This window comes from Priestia sp. VA7 (assembly GCF_055710015.1).
In genome coordinates, this window is record NZ_JBVQPN010000012.1 from 35,363 (window position 1) to 59,155 (window position 23,793).

The 23,793-nt window shown below is 39.1% G+C and carries 40 protein-coding genes; 37 read left to right on the forward strand and 3 right to left on the reverse strand.

Annotated features, from left to right (window positions below):
• Positions 1-6 precede the first annotated feature (6 nt).
• The 35 genes from rplB to AC0C45_RS27425 all read left to right on the forward strand — a co-directional run bounded on the left by rplB (position 7) and on the right by AC0C45_RS27425 (position 19,823).
• On the forward strand, positions 7-837 hold the full coding sequence (rplB, locus tag AC0C45_RS27255) for a 50S ribosomal protein L2 (protein WP_013081374.1): 831 nt from the start codon (positions 7-9) through the stop codon (positions 835-837).
• 57 nt (positions 838-894) lie between these two features.
• A complete protein-coding gene (gene rpsS / locus AC0C45_RS27260; RefSeq protein ID WP_013054931.1) occupies positions 895-1,173 on the forward strand; it encodes a 30S ribosomal protein S19 in 279 nt (92 codons plus the stop codon).
• 19 nt (positions 1,174-1,192) lie between these two features.
• Positions 1,193-1,534 carry a 50S ribosomal protein L22 gene (rplV, locus tag AC0C45_RS27265; RefSeq protein WP_013054932.1) on the forward strand — a complete coding sequence of 114 codons (342 nt, stop codon included), beginning with the start codon at positions 1,193-1,195 and terminating at the stop codon, positions 1,532-1,534.
• 3 nt (positions 1,535-1,537) lie between these two features.
• Positions 1,538-2,194, forward strand: a complete 657-nt coding sequence (gene rpsC, locus AC0C45_RS27270) for a 30S ribosomal protein S3 (protein ID WP_013054933.1) — start codon at positions 1,538-1,540, stop codon at positions 2,192-2,194.
• Positions 2,195-2,196: 2 nt separating this feature from the next.
• Positions 2,197-2,631 (forward strand): 50S ribosomal protein L16, encoded by a 435-nt coding sequence (gene rplP, locus AC0C45_RS27275; RefSeq protein WP_013054934.1) that lies wholly within the window; start codon positions 2,197-2,199, stop codon positions 2,629-2,631.
• Positions 2,621-2,821 (forward strand): 50S ribosomal protein L29, encoded by a 201-nt coding sequence (rpmC, locus tag AC0C45_RS27280; protein WP_013054935.1) that lies wholly within the window; start codon positions 2,621-2,623, stop codon positions 2,819-2,821. Before rplP ends, rpmC begins: the two co-directional genes overlap by 11 nt.
• A 25-nt stretch (positions 2,822-2,846) precedes the next feature.
• Positions 2,847-3,110, forward strand: a complete 264-nt coding sequence (rpsQ, locus tag AC0C45_RS27285) for a 30S ribosomal protein S17 (protein WP_013054936.1) — start codon at positions 2,847-2,849, stop codon at positions 3,108-3,110.
• A 51-nt stretch (positions 3,111-3,161) separates the two neighbouring features.
• On the forward strand, positions 3,162-3,530 hold the full coding sequence (rplN, locus tag AC0C45_RS27290) for a 50S ribosomal protein L14 (RefSeq protein ID WP_013054937.1): 369 nt from the start codon (positions 3,162-3,164) through the stop codon (positions 3,528-3,530).
• A 49-nt stretch (positions 3,531-3,579) separates the two neighbouring features.
• Positions 3,580-3,891 (forward strand): 50S ribosomal protein L24, encoded by a 312-nt coding sequence (gene rplX / locus AC0C45_RS27295; RefSeq protein WP_013054938.1) that lies wholly within the window; start codon positions 3,580-3,582, stop codon positions 3,889-3,891.
• 31 nt (positions 3,892-3,922) lie between these two features.
• Complete coding sequence (rplE, locus tag AC0C45_RS27300) at positions 3,923-4,462, forward strand: 50S ribosomal protein L5 (protein ID WP_013054939.1); 540 nt, start codon at positions 3,923-3,925, stop codon at positions 4,460-4,462.
• 33 nt (positions 4,463-4,495) lie between these two features.
• The gene (locus tag AC0C45_RS27305) at positions 4,496-4,681 is read left to right on the forward strand and encodes a type Z 30S ribosomal protein S14 (protein WP_013054940.1); all 186 of its coding nucleotides are present in this window, start codon (positions 4,496-4,498) and stop codon (positions 4,679-4,681) included.
• Positions 4,682-4,711: 30 nt separating this feature from the next.
• Positions 4,712-5,110 (forward strand): 30S ribosomal protein S8, encoded by a 399-nt coding sequence (gene rpsH / locus AC0C45_RS27310; protein ID WP_013081375.1) that lies wholly within the window; start codon positions 4,712-4,714, stop codon positions 5,108-5,110.
• Between the two features lie 30 nt (positions 5,111-5,140).
• Positions 5,141-5,680 carry a 50S ribosomal protein L6 gene (gene rplF / locus AC0C45_RS27315; protein WP_013054942.1) on the forward strand — a complete coding sequence of 180 codons (540 nt, stop codon included), beginning with the start codon at positions 5,141-5,143 and terminating at the stop codon, positions 5,678-5,680.
• A 32-nt stretch (positions 5,681-5,712) separates the two neighbouring features.
• Positions 5,713-6,075: a 50S ribosomal protein L18 gene (gene rplR, locus AC0C45_RS27320; RefSeq protein ID WP_013054943.1), complete on the forward strand. Its 363-nt coding sequence runs from the start codon at positions 5,713-5,715 to the stop codon at positions 6,073-6,075.
• Positions 6,076-6,095: 20 nt separating this feature from the next.
• Positions 6,096-6,596: a 30S ribosomal protein S5 gene (gene rpsE, locus AC0C45_RS27325; protein WP_013054944.1), complete on the forward strand. Its 501-nt coding sequence runs from the start codon at positions 6,096-6,098 to the stop codon at positions 6,594-6,596.
• A 14-nt stretch (positions 6,597-6,610) separates the two neighbouring features.
• A complete protein-coding gene (gene rpmD, locus AC0C45_RS27330) occupies positions 6,611-6,793 on the forward strand; it encodes a 50S ribosomal protein L30 (protein WP_013054945.1) in 183 nt (60 codons plus the stop codon).
• Positions 6,794-6,826: 33 nt separating this feature from the next.
• Complete coding sequence (rplO, locus tag AC0C45_RS27335) at positions 6,827-7,267, forward strand: 50S ribosomal protein L15 (protein WP_013054946.1); 441 nt, start codon at positions 6,827-6,829, stop codon at positions 7,265-7,267.
• Entirely contained in the window at positions 7,267-8,559 is a 1,293-nt protein-coding gene (secY, locus tag AC0C45_RS27340) for a preprotein translocase subunit SecY (protein ID WP_013081376.1), read from the forward strand. The genes rplO and secY overlap by 1 nt, the downstream gene beginning before the upstream one ends.
• A 66-nt stretch (positions 8,560-8,625) precedes the next feature.
• Positions 8,626-9,279, forward strand: coding sequence for an adenylate kinase (locus tag AC0C45_RS27345; protein ID WP_013054948.1), 654 nt, complete (start codon positions 8,626-8,628; stop codon positions 9,277-9,279).
• Positions 9,276-10,022 (forward strand): type I methionyl aminopeptidase, encoded by a 747-nt coding sequence (gene map, locus AC0C45_RS27350; protein WP_016762725.1) that lies wholly within the window; start codon positions 9,276-9,278, stop codon positions 10,020-10,022. The genes AC0C45_RS27345 and map overlap by 4 nt, the downstream gene beginning before the upstream one ends.
• Positions 10,023-10,257: 235 nt before the next feature.
• The gene (infA, locus tag AC0C45_RS27355) at positions 10,258-10,476 is read left to right on the forward strand and encodes a translation initiation factor IF-1 (RefSeq protein WP_010285101.1); all 219 of its coding nucleotides are present in this window, start codon (positions 10,258-10,260) and stop codon (positions 10,474-10,476) included.
• A gap of 37 nt (positions 10,477-10,513) precedes the next feature.
• The gene (rpmJ, locus tag AC0C45_RS27360) at positions 10,514-10,627 is read left to right on the forward strand and encodes a 50S ribosomal protein L36 (protein WP_003156543.1); all 114 of its coding nucleotides are present in this window, start codon (positions 10,514-10,516) and stop codon (positions 10,625-10,627) included.
• Positions 10,628-10,651: 24 nt separating this feature from the next.
• Positions 10,652-11,017: a 30S ribosomal protein S13 gene (gene rpsM, locus AC0C45_RS27365; protein ID WP_013054950.1), complete on the forward strand. Its 366-nt coding sequence runs from the start codon at positions 10,652-10,654 to the stop codon at positions 11,015-11,017.
• 23 nt (positions 11,018-11,040) lie between these two features.
• Positions 11,041-11,430 (forward strand): 30S ribosomal protein S11, encoded by a 390-nt coding sequence (gene rpsK, locus AC0C45_RS27370; protein ID WP_013054951.1) that lies wholly within the window; start codon positions 11,041-11,043, stop codon positions 11,428-11,430.
• 180 nt (positions 11,431-11,610) lie between these two features.
• Positions 11,611-12,555, forward strand: coding sequence for a DNA-directed RNA polymerase subunit alpha (locus AC0C45_RS27375; RefSeq protein ID WP_013054952.1), 945 nt, complete (start codon positions 11,611-11,613; stop codon positions 12,553-12,555).
• A gap of 44 nt (positions 12,556-12,599) precedes the next feature.
• Complete coding sequence (gene rplQ / locus AC0C45_RS27380) at positions 12,600-12,962, forward strand: 50S ribosomal protein L17 (RefSeq protein WP_013054953.1); 363 nt, start codon at positions 12,600-12,602, stop codon at positions 12,960-12,962.
• Between the two features lie 138 nt (positions 12,963-13,100).
• Complete coding sequence (locus tag AC0C45_RS27385) at positions 13,101-13,940, forward strand: energy-coupling factor ABC transporter ATP-binding protein (protein WP_013054954.1); 840 nt, start codon at positions 13,101-13,103, stop codon at positions 13,938-13,940.
• The gene (locus AC0C45_RS27390; protein ID WP_472929111.1) at positions 13,916-14,785 is read left to right on the forward strand and encodes an energy-coupling factor ABC transporter ATP-binding protein; all 870 of its coding nucleotides are present in this window, start codon (positions 13,916-13,918) and stop codon (positions 14,783-14,785) included. Before AC0C45_RS27385 ends, AC0C45_RS27390 begins: the two co-directional genes overlap by 25 nt.
• Positions 14,782-15,579 carry an energy-coupling factor transporter transmembrane component T family protein gene (locus AC0C45_RS27395; protein WP_016762726.1) on the forward strand — a complete coding sequence of 266 codons (798 nt, stop codon included), beginning with the start codon at positions 14,782-14,784 and terminating at the stop codon, positions 15,577-15,579. The genes AC0C45_RS27390 and AC0C45_RS27395 overlap by 4 nt, the downstream gene beginning before the upstream one ends.
• Before the next feature lie 18 nt (positions 15,580-15,597).
• A complete protein-coding gene (truA, locus tag AC0C45_RS27400; protein ID WP_472929112.1) occupies positions 15,598-16,338 on the forward strand; it encodes a tRNA pseudouridine(38-40) synthase TruA in 741 nt (246 codons plus the stop codon).
• A gap of 156 nt (positions 16,339-16,494) precedes the next feature.
• Complete coding sequence (rplM, locus tag AC0C45_RS27405) at positions 16,495-16,932, forward strand: 50S ribosomal protein L13 (RefSeq protein ID WP_013081381.1); 438 nt, start codon at positions 16,495-16,497, stop codon at positions 16,930-16,932.
• Positions 16,933-16,954: 22 nt separating this feature from the next.
• On the forward strand, positions 16,955-17,347 hold the full coding sequence (gene rpsI, locus AC0C45_RS27410) for a 30S ribosomal protein S9 (RefSeq protein ID WP_013054959.1): 393 nt from the start codon (positions 16,955-16,957) through the stop codon (positions 17,345-17,347).
• Positions 17,348-17,455: 108 nt separating this feature from the next.
• On the forward strand, positions 17,456-17,881 hold the full coding sequence (locus AC0C45_RS27415; RefSeq protein ID WP_013081382.1) for a DUF2521 family protein: 426 nt from the start codon (positions 17,456-17,458) through the stop codon (positions 17,879-17,881).
• Between the two features lie 70 nt (positions 17,882-17,951).
• The gene (cwlD, locus tag AC0C45_RS27420) at positions 17,952-18,659 is read left to right on the forward strand and encodes an N-acetylmuramoyl-L-alanine amidase CwlD (protein ID WP_034654901.1); all 708 of its coding nucleotides are present in this window, start codon (positions 17,952-17,954) and stop codon (positions 18,657-18,659) included.
• A gap of 90 nt (positions 18,660-18,749) precedes the next feature.
• Entirely contained in the window at positions 18,750-19,823 is a 1,074-nt protein-coding gene (locus tag AC0C45_RS27425; RefSeq protein WP_047932542.1) for an Mrp/NBP35 family ATP-binding protein, read from the forward strand.
• 38 nt (positions 19,824-19,861) lie between these two features.
• Here the strand turns inward: AC0C45_RS27425 and AC0C45_RS27430 are convergent, their stop codons facing one another.
• Positions 19,862-20,770 carry a LysR family transcriptional regulator gene (locus AC0C45_RS27430; protein WP_013081385.1) on the reverse strand — a complete coding sequence of 303 codons (909 nt, stop codon included), beginning with the start codon at positions 20,768-20,770 and terminating at the stop codon, positions 19,862-19,864.
• 187 nt (positions 20,771-20,957) lie between these two features.
• Positions 20,958-21,587 (reverse strand): spore germination lipoprotein GerD, encoded by a 630-nt coding sequence (gene gerD / locus AC0C45_RS27435; RefSeq protein ID WP_171777790.1) that lies wholly within the window; start codon positions 21,585-21,587, stop codon positions 20,958-20,960.
• Positions 21,588-21,732: 145 nt separating this feature from the next.
• Between gerD and AC0C45_RS27440 the strand changes: the two genes are divergently transcribed.
• Positions 21,733-22,353 (forward strand): KinB-signaling pathway activation protein, encoded by a 621-nt coding sequence (locus AC0C45_RS27440; protein ID WP_472929114.1) that lies wholly within the window; start codon positions 21,733-21,735, stop codon positions 22,351-22,353.
• 44 nt (positions 22,354-22,397) lie between these two features.
• Here AC0C45_RS27440 and pdaB read toward each other — a convergent pair whose 3' ends face one another.
• Positions 22,398-23,162, reverse strand: a complete 765-nt coding sequence (pdaB, locus tag AC0C45_RS27445; RefSeq protein WP_171777789.1) for a polysaccharide deacetylase family sporulation protein PdaB — start codon at positions 23,160-23,162, stop codon at positions 22,398-22,400.
• A 136-nt stretch (positions 23,163-23,298) separates the two neighbouring features.
• Between pdaB and AC0C45_RS27450 the strand changes: the two genes are divergently transcribed.
• On the forward strand, positions 23,299-23,499 hold the full coding sequence (locus tag AC0C45_RS27450; protein WP_016762731.1) for a hypothetical protein: 201 nt from the start codon (positions 23,299-23,301) through the stop codon (positions 23,497-23,499).
• The last annotated feature ends 294 nt before the right edge of the window (positions 23,500-23,793 follow it).

The following is a 23,793-nucleotide window of genomic DNA, read 5'->3' on the forward strand; positions in this document are numbered from 1 at the left end:
ATTGAGATGGCGATTAAAAAGTATAAACCAACCTCAAATGGTCGTCGTGGTATGTCAGTTTCTGATTTCGCTGAAATTACTACTGACAAACCAGAAAAATCGTTACTTGCACCTGTCAAGAGAAAAGGTGGTCGTAACAACCAAGGTAAATTGACTGTTCGTCACCAAGGTGGTGGGCACAAGCGTCAATACCGTATCATCGATTTTAAACGCGATAAAGATGGAATACCTGGACGCGTTGCTACAATCGAATATGATCCAAACCGTTCAGCTAACATCGCATTAATTCATTATGCTGATGGTGAAAAACGTTACATCCTTGCTCCTAAAAACCTAAAAGTAGGTTTAGAAGTTATGTCAGGTCCTGAAGCTGACATCAAAGTAGGTAACGCGCTTCCTTTAGCTAACATTCCTGTTGGTACAGTAGTACACAACATCGAATTGAAACCTGGTAAAGGTGGACAATTAGTTCGTTCTGCAGGTACATCTGCTCAAGTACTTGGTAAAGAAGGTAAATACGTATTAGTACGTTTAACTTCTGGTGAAGTACGCATGATCCTTGCAACTTGTCGTGCAACTGTAGGTCAAGTTGGTAACGAACAACACGAGTTAATCAACATCGGTAAAGCCGGTCGTTCTCGTTGGTTAGGTATCCGTCCAACTGTACGTGGTTCTGTAATGAACCCTAACGATCACCCACACGGTGGTGGTGAAGGACGTTCTCCAATCGGACGTAAGTCTCCAATGAGTCCATGGGGTAAACCAACACTTGGTTACAAAACTCGTAAGAAGAAAAACAAATCCGATAAATTTATCGTTCGTCGTCGTAAAAAATAACGGGATTGAGCTACGGTTCAAACGAACCGTAGGACAATCACGAAGGGAGGTTCATTTATGGGTCGCAGCTTAAAGAAAGGACCTTTTGTAGATGACCATTTAATCAACAAAATTGAGAAGTTAAACGAAACTGACAGCAAGCAAGTAGTAAAAACTTGGTCTCGTCGTTCAACTATCTTCCCTCAGTTCATTGGTCATACAATTGCTGTATATGACGGTCGTAAACATGTACCAGTTTATGTTACTGAAGACATGGTAGGTCACAAACTTGGTGAATTCGCACCATCTCGTACTTACAAAGGTCACGCAAGTGATGATAAGAAAACAAGACGCTAATATGAGAGGAGGCTTTTAAATGCAAGCTAAAGCTGTCGCGAGAACAGTACGTATTGCTCCTCGTAAAGTTCGTTTAGTTGTAGATTTAATTCGAGGTAAGCAAGTGGGTGAAGCGCTAGCAGTGCTACTTCACACGCCAAAGGCTGCTTCTCCAGTCGTTGAGAAAGTATTAAAATCTGCTATTGCCAATGCAGAACACAATTATGAAATGGACGCTAACAATTTAGTTATTACTGACGCTTTTGTTAACGAAGGTCCAACTTTAAAACGTTTCCGTCCACGCGCTATGGGACGTGCAAGCCAAATTAACAAGCGCACAAGCCACATCACAATCGTGGTATCAGAAAAGAAGGAGGGATAATTCATGGGTCAAAAGGTAAATCCGGTCGGTCTTCGCGTCGGTGTCATCCGTGATTGGGAATCAAGATGGTTCGCTGGCAAAGACTACGCTGACTTATTACATGAAGACTTAAAAGTACGTGAATATATCGCTAAACGTTTAAACGATGCAGCTGTTTCTAAAGTTGAAATCGAACGCGCTGCTAACCGCTTAAACGTAACGATCCACACTGCAAAACCTGGTATGGTAATTGGTAAAGGTGGTACTGAAGTAGAATCACTTCGTAAAGCTCTTAACCAATTAACAGGCAAGCGTGTACACATTAACATCCTTGAAATTAAACGAGCAGATTTAGATGCTAAACTAGTAGCTGAAAACATCGCTCGCCAACTTGAGAACCGTGTATCATTCCGTCGTGCTCAAAAGCAAGCTATCCAACGTAGCATGCGTGCTGGCGCACAAGGTATCAAAACAATGGTATCTGGTCGTTTAGGCGGAGCAGATATCGCTCGTTCTGAATATTACAGTGAAGGTACAGTTCCACTTCATACACTTCGCGCTGATATTGACTATGCTCACGCTGAAGCAGATACTACTTATGGTAAACTTGGTGTGAAAGTATGGATCTATCGTGGAGAGGTTCTTCCTACTAAAAAGAAAACTGAGGAAGGAGGAAAATAATTATGTTATTACCAAAACGCGTTAAATATCGTCGCGAACACCGCGGAAAAATGCGTGGACGCGCTAAAGGTGGTACGGAAGTACATTTCGGTGAATTCGGTTTACAAGCTACTGAAGCTTCTTGGATTACAAACCGTCAAATCGAAGCTGCTCGTATCGCAATGACTCGTTACATGAAACGTGGCGGTAAAGTATGGATTAAAATTTTCCCTTCTAAACCTTATACTGCTAAGCCTCTAGAAGTCCGAATGGGTTCTGGTAAAGGTGCTCCTGAAGGTTGGGTAGCAGTTGTTAAACCTGGAAAAGTAATGTTTGAAATTTCAGGTGTATCTGAAGAGGTTGCACGTGAAGCTTTACGTTTAGCTGCACACAAGCTACCTGTAAAATGTAAGTTTGTAAAACGTGAAGAAATTGGTGGTGATTCTAATGAAAGCTAATGAAATTCGTGACCTTACCACTGCTGAAATTGAACAAAAAGTTAAGGCTTTAAAAGAAGAGTTGTTTAACCTTCGTTTCCAATTAGCGACTGGACAATTAGAGAATACTACTCGTATTCGCGAAGTGCGCAAATCGATCGCTCGTATGAAAACTGTAGTTCGTGAAAGAGAGATTGCTGCTAATAAATAATTAAGTCTGAGAGGAGGCTTTCAGAATGAGTGAACGCAACCAACGTAAAGTTTACACTGGCCGCGTAGTTTCTGACAAAATGGATAAGACTGTTACTGTTCTTGTTGAAACTTACAAAAAGCATTCGCTTTATGGCAAGCGTGTAAAATACTCAAAGAAATTCAAAGCTCACGATGAAAACAATACAGCTCAACTAGGCGATATCGTGAAGATCATGGAAACTCGTCCGTTATCAGCTACTAAACGTTTCCGTCTAGTAGAAGTTGTAGAAAAAGCTGTTATCATCTAATAGTTAAGATAGATCGGATAAGAATGATTCATCCGAAGGGAGGTTTCGTACATGATTCAACAAGAATCTCGTTTAAAAGTTGCAGACAACTCTGGTGCACGTGAGGTACTTACTATTAAAGTACTTGGTGGTTCAGGTCGTAAGACAGCAAACATTGGTGATGTTATCGTTTGTACGGTGAAACAAGCAACACCAGGAGGCGTTGTTAAAAAAGGTGACGTTGTTAAAGCTGTTGTTGTACGTACAAAAAGTGGTGTTCGCCGTACTGACGGTTCTTACATCCGTTTCGACGAAAATGCTTGCGTAATCATCCGTGACGACAAAGGACCACGTGGTACTCGTATCTTCGGACCAGTTGCTCGTGAATTACGTGATAACAACTTCATGAAGATCGTATCATTAGCTCCAGAAGTTATCTAATTGATATATAGAACAAATACAAAATGCCTTTTAAGGAGGTGCGAATAGGATGCATGTTAAAAAGGGCGACAAAGTAGTGGTTATCTCTGGTAAAGACAAAGGTAAGCAAGGTGAAGTACTTGCAGCTTTCCCAAAGAAAGACCGTGTACTTGTTGAAGGTGTGAACGTTGTGAAAAAACACTCTAAACCTTCTCAAGTAAATCCACAAGGTGGAATCGTTAGCCAAGAGGCACCTATCCACGTATCAAACGTAATGCCGTTGGATCCTAAATCTGGTGAGCCAACTCGTGTTGGGTACCAAGTTATCGATGGCAAAAAGGTACGTGTAGCAAAAAAATCTGGTGAAACTTTAGATAAATAATTAATGAAATGTGAAGGGAGGTTTAGTTCACATGAACCGTCTTAAAGAGAAATTTACAAAAGAGATTACTCCTGCTCTAGTTAGCAAGTTTAATTATGAATCTGTAATGCAAGTGCCAAAAATCGACAAGATCGTAATCAACATGGGTATCGGTGATGCTGTTTCTAACTCAAAAGCTTTAGATAACGCTGTTGAAGAACTAGCTGAAATCACTGGTCAAAAACCTGTTGTAACTCGTGCGAAAAAATCTATCGCTGGTTTCCGTCTTCGTGAAGGTATGCCAATCGGTGCGAAAGTTACTTTACGCGGCGAGCGTATGTACGAATTCTTCGATAAACTAGTATCAGTATCACTTCCACGTGTGCGCGATTTCCGTGGTGTATCTAAAAAAGCATTTGATGGTCGTGGAAACTACACGTTAGGTGTTAAAGAACAATTGATCTTCCCAGAGATCGATTATGATAAAGTAACTAAAGTTCGTGGTATGGATATCGTTATTGTTACAACAGCAAACACTGATGAAGAAGCTCGTGAGCTTTTAACTCAGTTCGGTATGCCATTCCAGAAGTAATAACTGCCAACGTTAAGCAGAGGAGGCGAAAATGTGGCTAAAAAATCAATGATTGCGAAGCAAAAACGCCAGCAAAAATTCCAAGTACAAGAGTATACACGTTGCGAACGTTGTGGACGTCCACACTCAGTACTACGTAAATTCAAGCTTTGCCGTATTTGTTTCCGTGAGCTTGCTTATAAAGGTCAAATTCCTGGTGTTAAAAAAGCTAGTTGGTAAAACCCAAGTTTGGGAAGGAGGTAAATTAATATGGTAATGACTGATCCTATTGCAGATTTACTAACTCGTATCCGCAATGCGAACATGGTTCGTCATGAGAAAATTGAAGTTCCTGCTTCTAACATTAAGAAGCAAATTGCAGAAATCCTTAAGCGTGAGGGTTTCGTACGTGATGTAGAATACATCGAAGACAACAAACAAGGTATTATCCGTATCTTCTTAAAATACGGTTCAAATAACGAACGTGTAATTACAGGCTTAAAACGTATCAGTAAACCTGGTCTACGTGTTTATGCAAAAAATAACGAAGTACCACGTGTACTTAACGGTTTAGGTATCGCAATCGTTTCTACTTCTCAAGGTGTTTTAACTGACAAAGAAGCTCGTCAAAAGCAAACTGGTGGAGAAGTATTAGCGTACGTTTGGTAATAAGTTTTAAATGTGAATGGAGGTGTAACTATGTCACGTGTTGGTAAAAAGCCTTTAGAACTTCCAGCAGGTGTTACAGTTACGAACGAGAGCAACACTGTAACTGTAAAAGGACCAAAGGGTGAATTAACTCGTACATTCCACCCTGAAATCGAAATTAAAGTTGAAGACAACGTATTAGTTGTTAATCGTCCTAGTGACAATAAAGAGCACCGCGCTCTTCACGGAACTACTCGTAGCCTTTTAGGTAACATGGTTGAAGGTGTTACTAAAGGATTCGAACGTGGTTTAGAATTAGTCGGTGTAGGTTACCGTGCACAAAAATCTGGTAGCAAATTAGTATTGAGCGTTGGATACTCTCACCCAGTTGAGATTACTCCTGAAACAGGAATCGAAATCGAAGTTCCTTCTCAAACTAAGATCGTTATTAAAGGTATTGATAAAGAACGCGTAGGTGCATTAGCTGCAAATATTCGTGACGTTCGTCCACCAGAGCCTTACAAAGGTAAAGGTATTCGTTACGAAGGCGAATATGTACGTCGTAAAGAAGGTAAAACTGCTAAGAAGTAATGCCGGTTAGGTAAAAGAAAGGAGTGCCCGAAATGATCACGAAGCTTGATAAAAACAAAGTTCGTAAAAAAAGACATGCTCGTGTTCGTGCGAAGTTATCTGGAACTGCAACTCGTCCGCGTTTAAACGTGTTCCGTTCTAATCAACATATTTACGCACAAGTTATCGACGATTTAAATTCAGTAACAATCGCAAGTGCTTCAACGTTAGATAAAGACCTGACTTTAGAAAGCACTGGTAACACTGAAGCTGCTATCAAAGTTGGCGAATTAGTCGCTAAACGCGCAGTAGAAAAAGGTGTAAACGAAGTAGTATTCGACCGTGGCGGTTATTTATATCATGGCCGTGTTAAAGCATTAGCTGACGCTGCTCGTGAAGCTGGATTACAATTCTAATTGTAAAAGGAGGGAAAATCATGCGTCGTATTGATCCAAATAAATTAGAGCTTGAAGAACGTGTTGTTACCGTTAACCGCGTAGCTAAAGTTGTGAAAGGTGGACGTCGTTTCCGCTTCGCTGCATTAGTTGTAGTTGGTGACAAAAACGGTCACGTTGGATTCGGTACTGGTAAAGCACAAGAGGTACCAGATGCAATCCGTAAAGCAATTGAAGATGCGAAGAAAAACTTAATTACTGTACCTATGGTTGGTACAACTATTCCACACGAAATCCTTGGACAATTTGGTGCAGGTCAAATTTTCTTAAAACCTGCTTCTGAAGGTACAGGAGTTATCGCTGGTGGCCCAGTTCGTGCGGTACTAGAATTGGGTGGAGTAAGTGATATTCTATCTAAATCTTTAGGTTCAAACACTCCAATCAACATGGTACGTGCAACTCTTAACGGTTTAGCTAACCTAAAACGTGCTGAAGATGTTGCAAAACTACGTGGCAAGACTGTAGAAGAACTGTTAGGATAAGGGAGGGATATGGAATGGCAAACAAACTAGCAATTACCCTTACTCGTAGCGTAATTGGTCGTCCAGAAGATCAACGTGTAACTGTTCGTACACTTGGCCTACGTAAGTTAAATCAAACTGTCGTTCAAGACGATAATCCTGCAATTCGCGGAATGATTAACAAAGTAGCTCACCTTGTTACAGTAAAAGAGCAATAAGTATAAATTGTCACTCTAAGGAGGTGCTCCGGAATGAAACTTCATGAATTGAAACCAGCTGAAGGTTCACGTAAAGTACGTAACCGTGTAGGTCGTGGTACTGGTTCAGGTAACGGAAAGACTTCAGGTAAAGGTCACAAAGGGCAAAACGCTCGCTCTGGCGGTGGCGTAAGACCTGGCTTCGAAGGTGGTCAAACTCCTTTATTCCGTCGTCTTCCAAAACGTGGGTTCACTAATATCAATCGCAAAGAATACGCGATCGTTAATTTAGAAGCTCTTAACCGTTTTGAAGATGGAACTGAAGTAACACCAGAATTATTAATCGAAACTGGTTTAGTAAGCAAAGCAAAAGCTGGCGTTAAAGTACTAGGAAACGGTACATTAAACTCTAAGCTAACTGTTAAAGCTGCTAAATTCTCTTCAACTGCTAAAGAAGCTATCGAAGCTGCTGGCGGTACAGTTGAGGTGATCTAATGTTTCAAACAATCTCCAATTTAATGCGCGTGCGTGAAATAAGACAAAAAATCTTTTTCACTTTGTTAATGTTAATTGTCTTCCGAATTGGTACATTTATTCCTGTACCTAGTGTTAATACGGATGTACTAAAATTGCAAGATGGGTTAAATGTATTCGGGGTTCTGAATACATTTGGCGGCGGCGCGTTAAAAAACTTCTCCATTCTTGCTATGGGCATTATGCCTTATATTACAGCATCCATCATCGTCCAATTATTACAGATGGATGTTGTACCTAAGTTTACAGAATGGTCAAAGCAGGGAGATGTTGGGCGCCGTAAATTAGCTCAAGTAACTCGTTATGGAACAATTGTGCTTGGATTTATCCAGGCTTTAGGTATGTCTATAGGATTCAACAATATTTCGGGCGGACAATTGATCGCTAATCCAGGAATTTCTACGTATCTTCTAATTGCTACAGTGTTAACGGCAGGTACTGCCTTCTTAATGTGGTTAGGAGAGCAGATTACTGCAAAAGGCGTAGGTAACGGTATTTCTATCATTATCTTTGCTGGGATTGCAGCTGGTATTCCGACAACATTAAATCAAATTTATGCACAGCAATTTGAAGACGTTGGGGATCAATTATTCATTCGTATCGTAACGGTAGTTTTAATTGCGATTGCAGTTTTAGCTATTATTGTTGGGGTTATTTACTTCCAACAAGCGCTACGAAAAATTCCTATTCAATATGCAAAGGGTTCAGCTGGTCGTAATCCTGTTGGAGGTCAATCCACTCATTTGCCGTTAAAAGTAAATGCAGCTGGGGTTATTCCTGTTATCTTTGCAGTTTCATTTATTATTACACCACCAACAATTGCATCATTTTTCGGTCCAAATGATGTAACGGCGTGGATTCAGAATACATTTGACTATACTAAGCCAATTGGTATGATAGTGTATGTAGCGTTAATCATTGCTTTTTGTTACTTCTATACTTTTGTTCAAGTTAACCCTGAACAAGTAGCAGAGAACTTGAAAAAGCAAGGTGGCTACATCCCAGGCATCCGTCCTGGTAAAAGCACACAAGCTTATTTAACGAAAGTGTTATATCGTCTGACATTAATCGGTTCGATATTCCTTGCGTTAATTGCTGTGTTGCCGGTTCTGTTCATCAAAATTGCAAACTTACCATCATCTGCTCAGATCGGCGGTACTAGTTTGTTAATTGTTGTCGGTGTAGCTCTTGAGACAATGAAACAGCTTGAGAGTCAATTAGTGAAACGCCATTATAAGGGATTTATTAAGTAAAGCTGTTTAGTGGGAAGCAAGCTGCTTTCCCATTAAACGGATAAGATACTGAGGGGGAAGCAAGAAATGAATTTAGTGTTAATGGGCCTTCCTGGTGCTGGGAAAGGTACTCAAGCAGAAAAAATCGTTGAGCATTACGATATCCCTCATATCTCAACAGGAGATATGTTCCGAGCTGCAATTAAAGAAGGAACGCAACTAGGTTTAAAAGCTAAATCATTTATGGATCAAGGTAACCTTGTTCCTGATGAAGTAACAATTGGAATTGTGCGCGAGCGTTTAAACAAACAAGATTGTGAAAACGGCTTTTTACTTGATGGCTTCCCAAGAACAGTAGCCCAAGCAGAAGCTCTTGAAACAATTACAAAAGAACTAAACAAGCAAATTGATTATGTGATTAATATTGATGTAGATCAAAGCATTTTAATGGAGCGTCTTACTGGACGCCGCATTTGTAAAGATTGCGGAGCTACTTACCACTTAGTATTCAATCCTCCTGCGAAAGAAGGAGTTTGTGACAAATGTGGCGGAGAGCTTTACCAACGTGCAGATGACAATGCTGAGACGGTTTCAACTAGACTTTCAGTTAATGTTAAACAATCTCAACCTCTACTTGATTTCTATCAAGAAAAAGGTTATCTACGCAATATTAATGGTAATCAAGATATTAACATTGTGTTTGAGGATGTTCGTCAATTACTTGCTGGGGTTAAGCAATGATCATTTGCAAGACACCAGAGGAAATTGAGGTCATGCGTGAAGCTGGAAGAATTGTGGCTTTAACTCATCAAGAGTTAAAAAAGCATATCGCTCCAGGTATTACGACTATAGAATTGGATGCAATTGCTGAAAATTTTATTCGTCAACATGATGCAATTCCGTCTTTTAAAGGGTATAATGGTTTTCGCGGCAGTGTATGTGCTTCTGTGAATGAAGAATTAGTTCATGGTATTCCGGGTGAACGCAAGCTTAATGAAGGAGATATCATCAGTTTAGACATCGGAGCTAAATTCGGTGGCTATCACGGTGATTCAGCTTGGACATATGGAGTAGGAAAGATTTCATTAGAAAATCAAGAGCTGCTTAATGTGACTGAGCAATCTCTCTACAAGGGATTAGCAGAAGCTAAGCCGGGTGAGCGTTTGTCGAATATTTCACATGCTATTCAACAGTACGCAGAATCACGTAACTTTTCGATTGTAAGAGAATATGTTGGCCATGGGGTCGGCAAAGACTTACATGAAGATCCGCAAGTACCTCATTATGGTCCACCGAATAAAGGACCGCGTCTACGTCCAGGCATGGTATTGGCAGTTGAGCCAATGGTGAATGCTGGTATGCGATATGTAAAAACATTACCTGATAACTGGACAGTTGTCACAGTAGATGGTAAAATGTGTGCGCACTTCGAACATACTATTGCAATTACTGAGACGGGATATGAAATTCTGACAGCATTGTAATGTTAAAGGATGTTATCTCTATCCATTCCTCGCTAGATGCACTGGACAGTAAACAGTAATTATCTAAATTCACGATGATCGTTTTTCGTCTGAATTGCTGTTAAAATGGTAAAGATGTATATTAGCGTCAATCATCTTGAATTTAATGATTACGATCTCCGGATGTTCAGAACAGGTTCTTTTTAAGTCGTTTAATGATAGCTTGTTACTGTTTCAAAGAAAGGAGAGCACTTTAATGGCAAAAGACGATGTAATTGAAGTTGAAGGTACAGTTGCTGAAACTTTACCTAACGCTATGTTCAAGGTAGAATTAGAAAATGGTCATACAGTACTTGCTCACGTATCAGGAAAAATTCGCATGCATTTCATTCGAATCTTACCTGGTGATAAAGTAACTGTAGAATTGTCACCATACGATTTAACTCGCGGTAGAATTACGTACCGTTTCAAATAAAACCTATGCACTCCGTACTATCAAGGAGGTATGAAACATGAAAGTCAGACCATCAGTTAAACCAATCTGCGAAAAATGTAAAGTTATCCGTAGAAAAGGTAAAGTAATGGTAATTTGTGAAAACCCTAAGCATAAACAAAAACAAGGTTAATCAATAAGGAGGTGCACTATTCATATGGCACGTATTGCTGGTGTTGATATTCCTCGTGACAAGCGTGTAGTAATTTCATTAACATACATTTTCGGTATTGGTCGTCCAACTGCTGAAAAAGTTCTAGCTGAAGCTGGAGTTTCTGAAGATACTCGCGTTCGTGACTTAACAGAAGAAGAATTAGGTAAAATTCGTGATATTTTAGATAGCTATAAAGTAGAAGGCGATCTTCGTCGTGAAGTTTCTTTAAACATCAAACGTTTAATTGAGATTGGTTCATACCGTGGTATCCGCCACCGTCGTAGTTTACCAGTTCGTGGTCAAAACAGTAAAAACAATGCTCGTACACGTAAAGGCCCACGCCGTACTGTAGCGAACAAGAAGAAATAATTAGTAAGGGAGGTCATTAACAGATGGCACGTAAAACTAATACACGTAAACGTCGCGTGAAAAAGAATATTGAAGCTGGTGTAGCTCATATTCGCTCAACGTTTAACAACACTATTGTAACAATTACAGATGTTCACGGTAATGCGATTGCTTGGTCTAGTGCAGGCGCACTTGGCTTCAGAGGTTCTCGTAAATCTACTCCATTTGCTGCGCAAATGGCTGCTGAAACTGCTGCTAAAGTTTCTATGGATAACGGAATGAAAACTCTTGAAGTTACAGTTAAAGGCCCTGGTGCTGGTCGTGAAGCAGCTATCCGTGCTCTTCAAGCTGCAGGTTTAGAAGTAACAGCTATTAAAGATGTTACTCCTGTACCTCACAACGGATGCCGCCCACCAAAACGTCGTCGTGTATAATTAATATGTATAGATTCTATTTCGTTGTCTATAATGATGATGGTGTAGAATTTATTCATGCAACGAAATGTTTTCCATTTGTTGTGCACATTCGGGAACTGTCTAATAGGGAATTTCGGTTAGGCATTTGAGAAATCAGCCGTCTAGCCGAGGTTTCGACGTTTTGAAGGAGGGTTTATATTGATAGAGATTGAAAAGCCAAAAATCGAAACGGTAGAAATCAGCGATGATAGAAAGTACGGTAAATTCGTCGTCGAACCACTTGAGCGTGGATATGGTACTACTTTGGGTAACTCCTTACGTCGTATCCTATTATCCTCACTCCCTGGTGCAGCTGTAACATCTATTCAAATTGAAGGTGTATTACATGAATTTTCAACAGTTCCTGGAGTTGTTGAAGATGTAACAAACATCATTTTAAACGTTAAAAAGTTAGCGTTAAAGATTTACTCTGATGAAGAGAAAACACTTGAGATCGATGTTAAAGGTCCTGGTACAGTAACGGCTGCTGACATTCAAGCAGACAGCGATATCGAAGTTCTAAATCCAGATCTTCATATTGCAACACTTGAGTCAGATGCTCATTTCCGTATGAGACTTACTGCTCGCACAGGTCGAGGTTATAATCCTGCCGATGCTAACAAGCGTGAAGACCAACCAATTGGTGTACTTCCAATTGATTCAATCTATACGCCTGTTACTCGCGTATCGTATTATGTAGAGAATACTCGTGTTGGTCAAATGACAAATTACGATAAGTTAACGTTGGATGTTTGGACTGACGGTAGCATCGAGCCAGAAAAAGCTGTTGCTTTAGGTGCAAAGATTCTAACTGAACACTTAAATATCTTCGTTAACTTAACAGATGAAGCTCAAAAAGCAGAGATCATGGTAGAAAAAGAAGAAGACCAGAAAGAAAAAGTTCTAGAGATGACGATCGAGGAACTGGATTTATCTGTTCGTTCTTACAACTGCTTAAAACGAGCAGGCATCAATACTGTACAAGAGCTTGCTAATAAAACAGAAGAAGATATGATGAAAGTTCGTAACTTAGGCCGTAAATCTTTAGAAGAAGTTAAAGCTAAACTTGAAGAATTAGGTTTGGGTCTACGTAAGGACGACTGATTATATCTACCTGTTTAACTACTTAACAAAGGAGGGGACCTCACATGTCTTACCGTAAATTAGGTCGTACAAGCGCACAACGCAAGGCGCTTCTTCGTGATTTAACAACTGATTTAATCATCAGTGAACGCATTGAGACAACTGAAGCTCGTGCAAAAGAATTACGTTCAACTGTTGAAAAAATGATTACTTTAGGTAAACGTGGAGATCTACACGCTCGTCGTCAAGCTGCATCTTACATCCGTAATGAAGTAGCTAACGAAGAAGCTGGTCAAAGCGCTTTACAAAAACTATTCAGCGATATCGCTACTCGCTACGAAGATCGCCAAGGCGGTTACACTCGTATCTTAAAAGTTGGACCTCGCCGTGGTGACGGTGCTCCAATGGTTATCATTGAATTAGTTTAATATTTTTAATACAGATAGAAAAGGGCGAGACAGTGTGTAACTAGTCGTTGCCCTTTTTTTATACCTTAAACCGGGTAAATAGTGTAAAAAGCCAATGTAGGCAATGCTGCAATAGAAAAAGCTGAGAGGAAGATAGCGTTGAAAGAAATGTCTTTAGAGGTAAAAGATTTATGCTTTCGATACGATCCTGAAGCAGACCTAACATTAGATCACCTTTCTCTCTCTGCTTATAAAGGTGAATGGTTAGCGATAGCTGGACATAATGGATCTGGTAAGTCGACGCTGGCACGAATTCTAAACGGCCTTTTGCTACCTGAAAAAGGAACGGTTCGAGTGGGCGATACTCTTTTATCTGAAGAAACAATATGGGATGTGCGCAAGCAGATTGGAATGGTGTTTCAAAATCCAGATAATCAATTTGTTGGCTCAACCGTTCAAGACGATATTGCGTTTGGGCTTGAAAACAACGGGATTCCATTTGAGATTATGGAAAAACGTATACCTGAAGCAATCGAAATGGTCAACATGAGTGCTTTTCTGGATCAAGAGCCTCATCAGCTATCAGGTGGACAAAAACAGCGTGTGGCCATTGCGGGTATAATTGCCGTACAGCCATCTGTCATCATTCTAGATGAAGCAACATCCATGTTAGATCCTATTGGGCGAACTGAAGTACTTGAAACTGTTAGAAAATTAAAAGAAGAAAAACAACTGACGGTTATTTCAATTACTCACGATTTAGATGAAGTAGCAATGGCTGACAGAGTCGTTGTGATGAACAAAGGGAAGATCTATGCAACAGGTACTCCACGCGAAGTATTTGCATTAGGTTCCAAGTTAACGGATATTGGACTAGACTTGCCGTTTTCCGTTAAACTAAGCCATCGTTTTGCTTCCGTAGGAATTCCTTTATCAAAAATTCATTTAACAGATGAGGACTTGGTGGACGAACTATGGACATTATATTCAAAGAAGTAGAGCATCGTTATCAAGTTAATACACCATTTGAACGAATTGCTCTACATGACTTAAATTTAAACATTAAATCAGGTACATTTTTGGCTGTTATTGGCCATACTGGTTCTGGGAAATCAACAATCATACAGCATCTGAATGCCTTATTGAAGCCAACTGCTGGTGAAATTCAAATCGGTGAGCGCACCATTAAAGCCAATCGAAAAGAAAAGAATTTAAAAGCTATTCGTCAGCAAGTAGGCGTGGTGTTTCAATTTCCAGAACATCAGCTTTTTGAAGAAACGGTAGAAAAAGATATAGCTTTTGGACCAATGAATTATGGCGTTTCGGAAGAAGAAGCAAAGCAAAAAGCAAGAGAGCTTATCAAGTTAGTAGGGCTGCCAGAAGACATTCTGACCAGATCTCCTTTTGATTTGAGTGGTGGACAAATGCGTCGCGTAGCGATAGCAGGTATTCTAGCTATGAATCCTAATGTGCTAATTTTAGATGAGCCAACTGCTGGATTGGACCCTAGAGGGCGTCAAGAAATTATGAATATGATTTATCGTCTTCATAAAGAAAAAGGCTTGACGACGATTCTCGTGACTCACAGCATGGAAGATGCAGCTATGTACGCTGATGAGCTAATTGTGATGAATAAGGGAACGATTGCGATGAAAGGGTCACCTAGAGAAGTGTTTGGTCAGTACAAGCAGTTAAAAGAATATGGATTGGATGTTCCAGAATCGCTTCGCTTTATGCTGAAGCTGCAAGAGAAATTTCAGCTTGAAGCATCGGATACGGTTATTACCTTTTCTGAGGTGGTAGAGAAAGTGCAGCACCTTATGCAGCAAGGTGAACGATTATGATGAACTCAATCATTATTGGTAAGTATGTGCCGGGTCATTCGGTTGTCCATCGAATGGATCCTCGGGCCAAGCTGCTTCTCGTATTTGCGTATGTATTAATTGTGTTTTTAGCAAATAACCCTATTGGCTATGCTTTTTTAGGTGTGTATACCCTTATGATAGTGGCCATGAGTAAAGTGCCCGTTTCGTTTATTTTAAGAGGGTTAAAGCCCGTTATGTTTATTATTATCATCACGTTTCTATTGCACATTTTTATGACAAAGGAAGGTCCTCTTTTGTTTGAATGGGGATGGTTTTCTGTCTATAAAGGCGGCCTTATTCAAGGTGTTTTAATTTCCTTGCGCTTCTTGTTCTTAATTTTAATTACGACGATGCTAACTTTAACGACTACGCCTATTGAAGTAACAGATGGAATGGAAAGCTTGCTGAATCCATTTAAAAAGCTTAAGCTTCCCGTACACGAATTAGCTTTAATGATGTCCATTTCTCTTCGCTTTATTCCTACATTGATGGAAGAGACAGATAAAATTATTAAAGCGCAGACAGCACGAGGGGTGGACTTTAGCAGCGGTCCCGTTACGGATCGTTTGAAAGCTGTCGTTCCTTTACTTGTTCCTCTATTTATAGGTTCATTTAAGCGTGCTGAAGAGCTGGCTATTGCCATGGAGGCAAGGGGTTATAAAGGCGGAGAAGGGCGTACAAAGTATCGTCAATTGAAATGGGGAAGCATAGATACAATTATGCTTTTACTTCTGCTGGCAGTAGCAGTTGTTTTAGTGCTGATTAGAACGTAAAGATTGTTTGGTGAAAAGATGAAACGTTTAAAATGTATAGTTGCATACGATGGCACACACTTTTCAGGTTATCAAGTTCAGCCCAATAAGCGAACTGTTCAACTGGAGATTGAAGCCGTTTTAGAGAAAATGCATAACAAAAAAGTGCCGATTTACGCCTCTGGACGAACGGACACAAATGTTCATGCACAGGGGCAAGTCATTCATTTTGATACAAACCTAAATATTCCATGTGATAAGTGGAAAAAAGCATTGAATTCAATGCTACCAGATGATATTGTAATGAAGAATGTATGTGAAGTTGATGCACATTTTCACGCCCGGTATGACGTTACTTCAAAAGAGTATCGCTATCATATTTTGCGCGGCGAAGATCGAAATCCTTTCACTCGTTCTTATGCATACCATTACCCTTATCCATTAGACTACTCAAAAATGAAAAAAGCCATCACATATTTACTCGGTACACACGACTTTACAAGCTTTTGTTCAGCGAGAACAGAAGTGGAAGATAAGATTCGTACGATTTACAAGATTGATATGTATGAAGAGAATATTCAGCTTGTGTTTAGATTCGTTGGAAGTGGCTTTCTGTATAATATGGTTCGTATTCTTGTTGGAACGCTTTTAGAAGTAGGACAAGGCCGTATTGAACCAGATGCTATAAAAGATATTCTAGAAAGCAAATCACGTCCTCGTGCAGGGAAAACTGCGCCTTCGCAAGGACTATATTTATGGCGCGTTTTCTATGACAACTAAACCTGGTGTAACATTTTCTTGACATTAGTAGCTTAAAGATATAATATATCATATGGTATGTATTTTAACCCCACGGTTAGCCCCGGAAATTAATCGTGTTGAAATAGAAGGTTGAAATAATTTTATAATTGATGATGAAAATTAGGAGGGAAACTCATGCGTACAACTTTCATGGCGAAAGCAAACGAAGTAGAGCGTAAATGGTATGTTGTCGATGCTGAAGGTAAAACTTTAGGTCGTTTAGCAAGTGAAGTAGCATCAATCTTACGCGGTAAACATAAACCAACTTTTACACCACATGTTGATACTGGTGATCACGTGATCCTTATCAATGCGTCAAAAATCGAACTAACAGGTAAGAAATTAACTGATAAAATTTATTACCGTCACAGCATGCACCCAGGTGGTTTGAAACAACGTACAGCATTAGAAATGCGTACTAACTACTCTGAGAAAATGCTTGAATTAGGAATCAAAGGCATGCTTCCAAAAGGTAGCCTAGGCCGTCAAATGTTTAAAAAATTACATGTGTATGCTGGTGAAGCACATCCACATGAAGCACAAAAACCAGAAGTTTACGAACTTCGCGGATAATTAATAAGAGGAGGTTATTATCTTGGCACAGGTACAATATTACGGAACTGGTCGTCGTAAAAGCTCTGTTGCTCGTGTACGTTTAGTACCAGGTAACGGTCGCGTAACAATCAACGGTCGTGAAATCGAAGAATACATTCCATTTGCTGCACTACGTGAAGTAGTAAAACAACCACTTGCTTTAACTGAAACTGTAGGTAACTATGACGTATTTGTAAACGTTAATGGTGGAGGTTATGCAGGTCAAGCTGGCGCTATTCGTCACGGAATCTCTCGTGCTTTATTAGAAGCAGACCCTGAATACCGTGGAACATTAAAACGTGCTGGTCTATTAACTCGTGACGCTCGTGCGAAAGAACGTAAAAAATACGGTCTTAAAGGCGCTCGTCGTGCACCACAATTCTCAAAACGTTAATTTTATATTACGTTTCAAGCCTTGGTCTTTGGACCGAGGCTTTTTTTATTTGTTGTTTGCGTATGAGACGAAGGCTTGTGCAGACAATATGTAAAAAAGGGAGGCGTTATGGTGAACGAGGTTACATATTTAAAAGAAAAACGTTATGAAAAAGAAATGAAATATGAACGCAAAGTCCTAAGAGAACTGTCGTTTGATTTGCTTCAAGAGAGGCTGCGTCGTTATTTTCATCCCATGTTTCAGTGGAATATGCTAGGAGACGAACATGTGGAGGAGTACTGTCTTGATATTGCCATCGAATCATTTTTATTAGGTGCCCGGGTGAGTAAACGTGGTAAAGGCTACGAAGACTTTCAGAAGCACAGTAAGCAAGAAGAGTCTCTTTTAATTGATACATTGTACGGAGCCGTCAGCATGTCTGTAACAGATCTTTATCAAGACGGTCTGTATTATTTGTGTCAAGGATATGTGCAAGACTGGTGGAAAGAAGGTTATCGTACCGCAGAAAAAAGACGTCGGTTACGTTTGCATTAAAAAGTACTCATAATTCCCGTTCTTGTCCCATATAGAAATAAATAGGTGAGGCAAGAAGGGAAGGGATAAAATGTCTAAAGTAAAAATAATGAGCACAATTATAGCGCTTCTCGTTCTTTTTGTCATTGTACAATATCAGATAGATCATAGAACATCATCCGGTTCGCTTTCACTCCCTCTTAGCGGGAAAGTTATTGTACTAGATCCTGGACATGGCGGTGTTGATGGAGGAGCCGTAGGAGAGGATGAAGTGCTTGAAAAAGAAATAACTCTTAAAATTTCGTTGATGCTTCGGGACTATCTGCAAGAGCAAGGAGCACTTGTTATTATGACGAGAGAAAAAGACGAAGACCTAGCGGCCAAAGACACAAGAGGATACAGTCGCAGAAAAGTAGAGGACTTAAAAAATCGCTTAACGATGATTAATAAATCCAATGCTGATTTGTACTTAAGTATTCACTTGAATGCTATTCCATCCTCTGCATGGAGAGGGGCTCAAACTTTCTATTACGGGTCCCTAAAAGAAAACGAGCAAGTGGCTAAACTCATTCAACAAGAGTTAAGAAATAATCTGGATAATACGAGTCGTGAAGCAAAAGCTATTCAAACTCTTTACCTTCTTAAGCATTCTAAGCCACCAGGTGCTCTGGTTGAAGTAGGATTCTTATCAAATCCTACAGAACGTAAAATGCTTCAATCGAAACGCTATCAAAAAAAGTTAGCTGAATCCATTTATGAAGGAGTCAGCCGGTATTTTACTGGAGAAAAGCCTAAATAAAAAGCATAGCATCCTTCTATTCAGAAAAATCTAATATGTATGATATACTTGATAGTATAAATAAATAGATTTTAACATGGTGGTGGGAGTATGCTAACGGAAAAGCAAGTAAAAGAAGTAGTAGGGGAAATTACAGATCCATTTTTAAATAAAAAACTATCAGAAACAGATGCGATTAAAGAAATAACAATTAAATCTGAAAAACAGCATATAAGCCTGAAGATTGCTGTTGCAAAAACAGGCACTAGTGAACAGCTGAGCCTTCAAGGCACAATTGTAGAAGAATTAAAAAAAGCAGGTGTACAGTCGGTCGGACTGCGATTTGTTGAGTTTACGCCTGAAGAACTTCAGCAGTACCGCGCTGAGCAACCGAATACTGGCAACTTACTAACTAGTCCGAATGCACCTGAATTTATTGCTATTGCCAGCGGTAAAGGAGGCGTTGGTAAATCAACAGTCTCTGTTAACTTGGCCGTTTCTCTAGCTCGTTTAGGAAAGAAAGTTGGTTTAATTGATGCTGACATTTATGGATTCAGCGTTCCAGATATGATGGGAATCACACAGCGTCCTGTAGTAGAAGGTGAAAAGATTATTCCAGTTGACCGTTTCGGAGTAAAAGTTATTTCCATGGGCTTCTTTGTAGAAGATAATTCACCTGTTATCTGGCGAGGACCTATGCTTGGAAAAATGTTGACAAGCTTTTTTACAGAAGTTGAATGGGGAGAATTAGATTATCTTTTACTAGACTTACCTCCCGGAACAGGTGATGTCGCATTAGACGTTCACTCTATGCTTCCTGCTTGTAAAGAAGTGATTATTACAACACCACATCCTACAGCAGCATTTGTTGCAGCTAGAGCGGGTGCTATGGCTTTGAAAACCGATCATGAGGTAATTGGAGTTGTAGAAAATATGGCCTACTTTGAAAGCCAGCTAACAGGGGAAAAAGAGTATGTATTTGGTAAAGGCGGAGGTCCAAAACTTGCTGAGGAACTTCAGACAGAGCTGTTAGGACAGCTTCCGTTAAGTCAGCCTGACTGGAATGAAGAAGATTTTGCACCTTCCATTTACGATGAATCGCATCGTTTAGGTAAAATATATGGAGAGATTGCAAGCAAGATTGCATTTATTTGCGAAAATGAAAAATCAGCAACAGGAAAATAACAAAAAGCACGCGCTGTTCGAGCGCGTGCTTTTTGCTATTATACAGAGAGTTCAATCTGCGCCTTTTTTAAATCAAATGCAAGGTTTTGTTTTAAGAGAGCTAAAAATGTTTTTCCAGCTGTACTTACGGTGTGAGACTGGTGCTTTAAAATGCCGATTGCAGGCCCCTCATGCAAGTCATGAATCGTTTTAACCACCACTTGATCTGGGGGAAGAGTTGCGCTTATTTGTGGAACAACGGCTACTCCTAAGTTTTCTTTTACAAAATGCTGAAGTGTGCTAATAGTGCCTAACTGGACTTTAGCAGGCAGTTGACCTGTTCGTTCAAAGATTAGCTGCTCAATTTTCTTTTGAACGGAAGATTGCCCAGCTGTAATCAGCGTTTCGTGTATTAAATCTTTTGCAAAGATTGTTTTTCTTTTTGTTAGAGCATGATTGAATGGTAGTAGCAGCACAAGTTTTTCCGTTAGTAATGCCTCAAATTCTATATCTCTGAACGATTCTGAGACAGTGCCAATCGCGAAATCAATTTCTTGATTGCGTATATGTTGATGAAGATGCTTTTCGTCTGCAACGAGTAAGCTAATTTCTGTGTTGGGATATCTTTTTTTAAATAATGAGAGAATGGAAGGCAGTCGACTGCTTGCTGTAGGCTCTGCAGCACCTATACGGATAGTGCCAGCTTCACCTGTTGAATAATCCTTTAAGGTGTTATTTAGATATTCATATTCCTTTAGTAAAATATTTGCCCGTTCGTAAAAGATTTTACCTGCTTCAGTAAGTTTTATGCTTTTTCCTCGTTCTAAAAGCTTAAATCCTAGTTCGGATTCCAACTTTTGAATGTGCAGTGTAATAGTAGGCTGAGAGTACTTTAAATATTCAGCGGCTAATTGAAAACTCCCTAAACGAACAATGGTTTGAAACGTTTTAATAACGCGAAATTCCATCGAATTCCCTCCTTTTGCTATAAAACGATTGTGTTAATTTCTAATATTTTACCATAAAGCTAAGAATTAAATTTTACAATTCCAATAAAAATACTAAGTATTAAAAAATATAAAGAAGTTATTTAGGTTTTTTAATAAAAATAAATGACATAATTAAATACGCACCTCATATGAGATGCGTATTTAATCACTGCTGTTGCTGTTCTCCGCCTGAATCAGATCCAGAGGAAGAAGAACCATCATCGTCGCTGCTTTGTTTTTGTCCACCTTGTGTTTCTTCAGCGGCTTTCAAAAGAATGTCTTGAATTTTAGATTGATAAAGAGGGCTATCAAACGTTTCGGTCATAATCTTTTGTAAATAAGTGCGATATTCTTTACTCTTTAAAACAGTCAGTACTTCTTTTTCCATAGCCGGATCCTTTAAAACATCTTGAAGCATTCCTTGATATTCAGGATCTTTCATCAGTTGTTTGATGACCGTCTTATTTTCTTTTTCCAAACTTTTAGCAAAGCTTTCAGCAAACTTCGGATCATCCATGGCTTTTTTCCAAAATTCCACGCCTTTATCTGAGACTAGGGTTTGAGAAATTGTATCTTTTATCGCGTTTTGATCCATTAAAATATCTTGTCTAACAGAAGGGTCTTTCATAATTGCCTCGACTGCTTTTTTTCCTTCATCTGTTTTTAAAATATCAACAACCATTTTCTTTGTTTGATCATAATCCATACCATTGTTCTCTTCATCTTGCGGTGCACAGGCTGTAGCTAAAAGCATACACATTCCTATATAAATGAGGAGCATGAGTCGCTTTTTCATAGTAATGAGCTCCTTTCCTAATATGCTTACGCTTAATATGAGATAATCAAGGTTTTTTATTCATAAAAGAGCTCTAGATTTTTCAAAACGTGATTGGTACAATTTATGAAAAGGTACAATTTTGTAACTTATGGGGGAGATGGAAGTGAATAGTCGAAATTGGGTTCGTCTATTTCTAACCACGTTAGCTGTCGGGGGTATAAGTACAGCTTTTGTTGGGTTTGCGGTGCGCTGGGGGGAATACGGTCACTTATTTCAACAAGGAAAGATAGGAGAAATTGTTGCTGTTTTAACATGGCTCGTAGGCGTAGGGTTTATTTTTAGTTTAATTAGCCAAATGGGGTTTTTTGCATATTTAACTATTCACCGATTTGGATTAGGAATTTTTAAATCTGCATCACTTTGGAAGTCGGTTCAAATTGTATTTGTTTTATTTGTATTATTTGACTTTGCTTATTTTCGTTATAAGTTCTTTCAACAACCGGGAGAAGGCATAGGCAAGTATATTTTGTTAAGCGTTTTCTTGTTAGCGGTGGGGTTGTTAGTGGCGTATGCAAAGAAAAAGCAGACAAATAAAGAGGCCTTTGTACCAGCGCTGTTTTTTATGATTGTTGTAACGACAATTGAATGGTTCCCAGCGCTGCGAACGAACGAAGAAAGCTGGCTTTACCTTATGTTGTTTCCACTTCTAATTTGTAATATGTATCAACTTCTTATTTTGCCGAAACTTCTTACGCACGCAAGAATAGCAAAAGCAGACAAATAGCATATTTGTCTGCTTTTGCTTTCCATATACAGTGCGAATAAATCTTAGCGGATATCTTTTACTTGGGTTTTTGAATTTGAAATTAATGTTGAAACACTTACGTTTGAGACTTTTTTATTTTGTAATGAATTCTTGATATATGGAATAGCCTTTGCTGTTTGTTGAGCGGAGTCAGACGCGTGCAGCAAGATAATATCTCCCCCGTCTAAAGGCTTTGTAACATTCGATACAATCTTTTCAACTCCTGGATTTGTCCAGTCTTTAGAGTCGATGCTCCAGTGAACAATAGTATATCCTATATCTGCTGTTAATTTTAAGATGTCTTTATTAAATTGCCCGTTAGGAGGACGAAGAAGGTGAACATCTTTAAGGCCTAGAGAATCAAAGACTTTCTTTGATTTTGCAAGATCCTGTCTAATCTCATTAGGTTTTAGGCTTGTATAGGAAGTATAGTCATAGCCCATTGTGCCAATTTCGTGCCCGTCTTTCTTAATGAGCTCTACAACATCTGGATGACGTTCAGCCCATGAAGCAGATAAAAAGAAAGTAGCATGTTCAATATGCTGTTTTTTCAGTTCATTTAGAATAGGAATAGCTCTTTCGTCTCCCCAGCTGATGTTAAATGTAAGAGCGATTTCGGAATTTTTATCATCCGCCTTATAAACAGCTCGTGGACCGTTATCTGTTGAAAACACAGGAAAGTGAAACGTCTGTTGAGCATAAAGAAAAAAGCTTGTAAAAAAAGCAGCAACTACGATAAGCATTGTTTGTTTGACTCTTTTGGCTCGAATAGTATAAAACATATTCATTTTGTCACCTCATTTAATAAGTAGTACTTGTCTAATTTGTATGCGTTTTGTCTACAATTAATAACAGGTAAGGAAAAGAACGACTGATTTTATTTTGATGTTTTGAGAATCAATGTCGCAAAAAGCAGGTGAATCAATGAAAATTTGTTTATTTAATCAACTGGAGTGTTTAGAGTTAGAAGCACTGCTCAGAGAAGAAATGAAAAGAACAAACGTTGCTTTTCAACAAAGTTTGAATCATGTAGTTCTTGAACGAAACATTCAAGAGAAGTATCAAATCCTTTTAAAAATCTTGCTAAGATTCGGTGAAAACAGGGAAGTAAATAAGATTTTTTGATAAAACGAAAAAAACTTTTTGAAAAGTGTTGACTTTATATAGTACAAATGTTAAATTATTAAATGTCGCTGATGAGTGATTGGGAAGCAATCGCAATTCATCAGAAATAAAATATTAAAAAGTTGTTGACAAATAAAAGACAACTTGTTAATATAAAAAAGTCGCTCAAGAGCGGCGGTTGAACTTTGAAAACTGAACAAAGCGACAAACGTCAACGTTAATTTTTATTTTTAAATGAGCAAGTCAAACATTTCTTCGGAGAGTTTGATCCTGGCTCAGGATGAACGCTGGCGG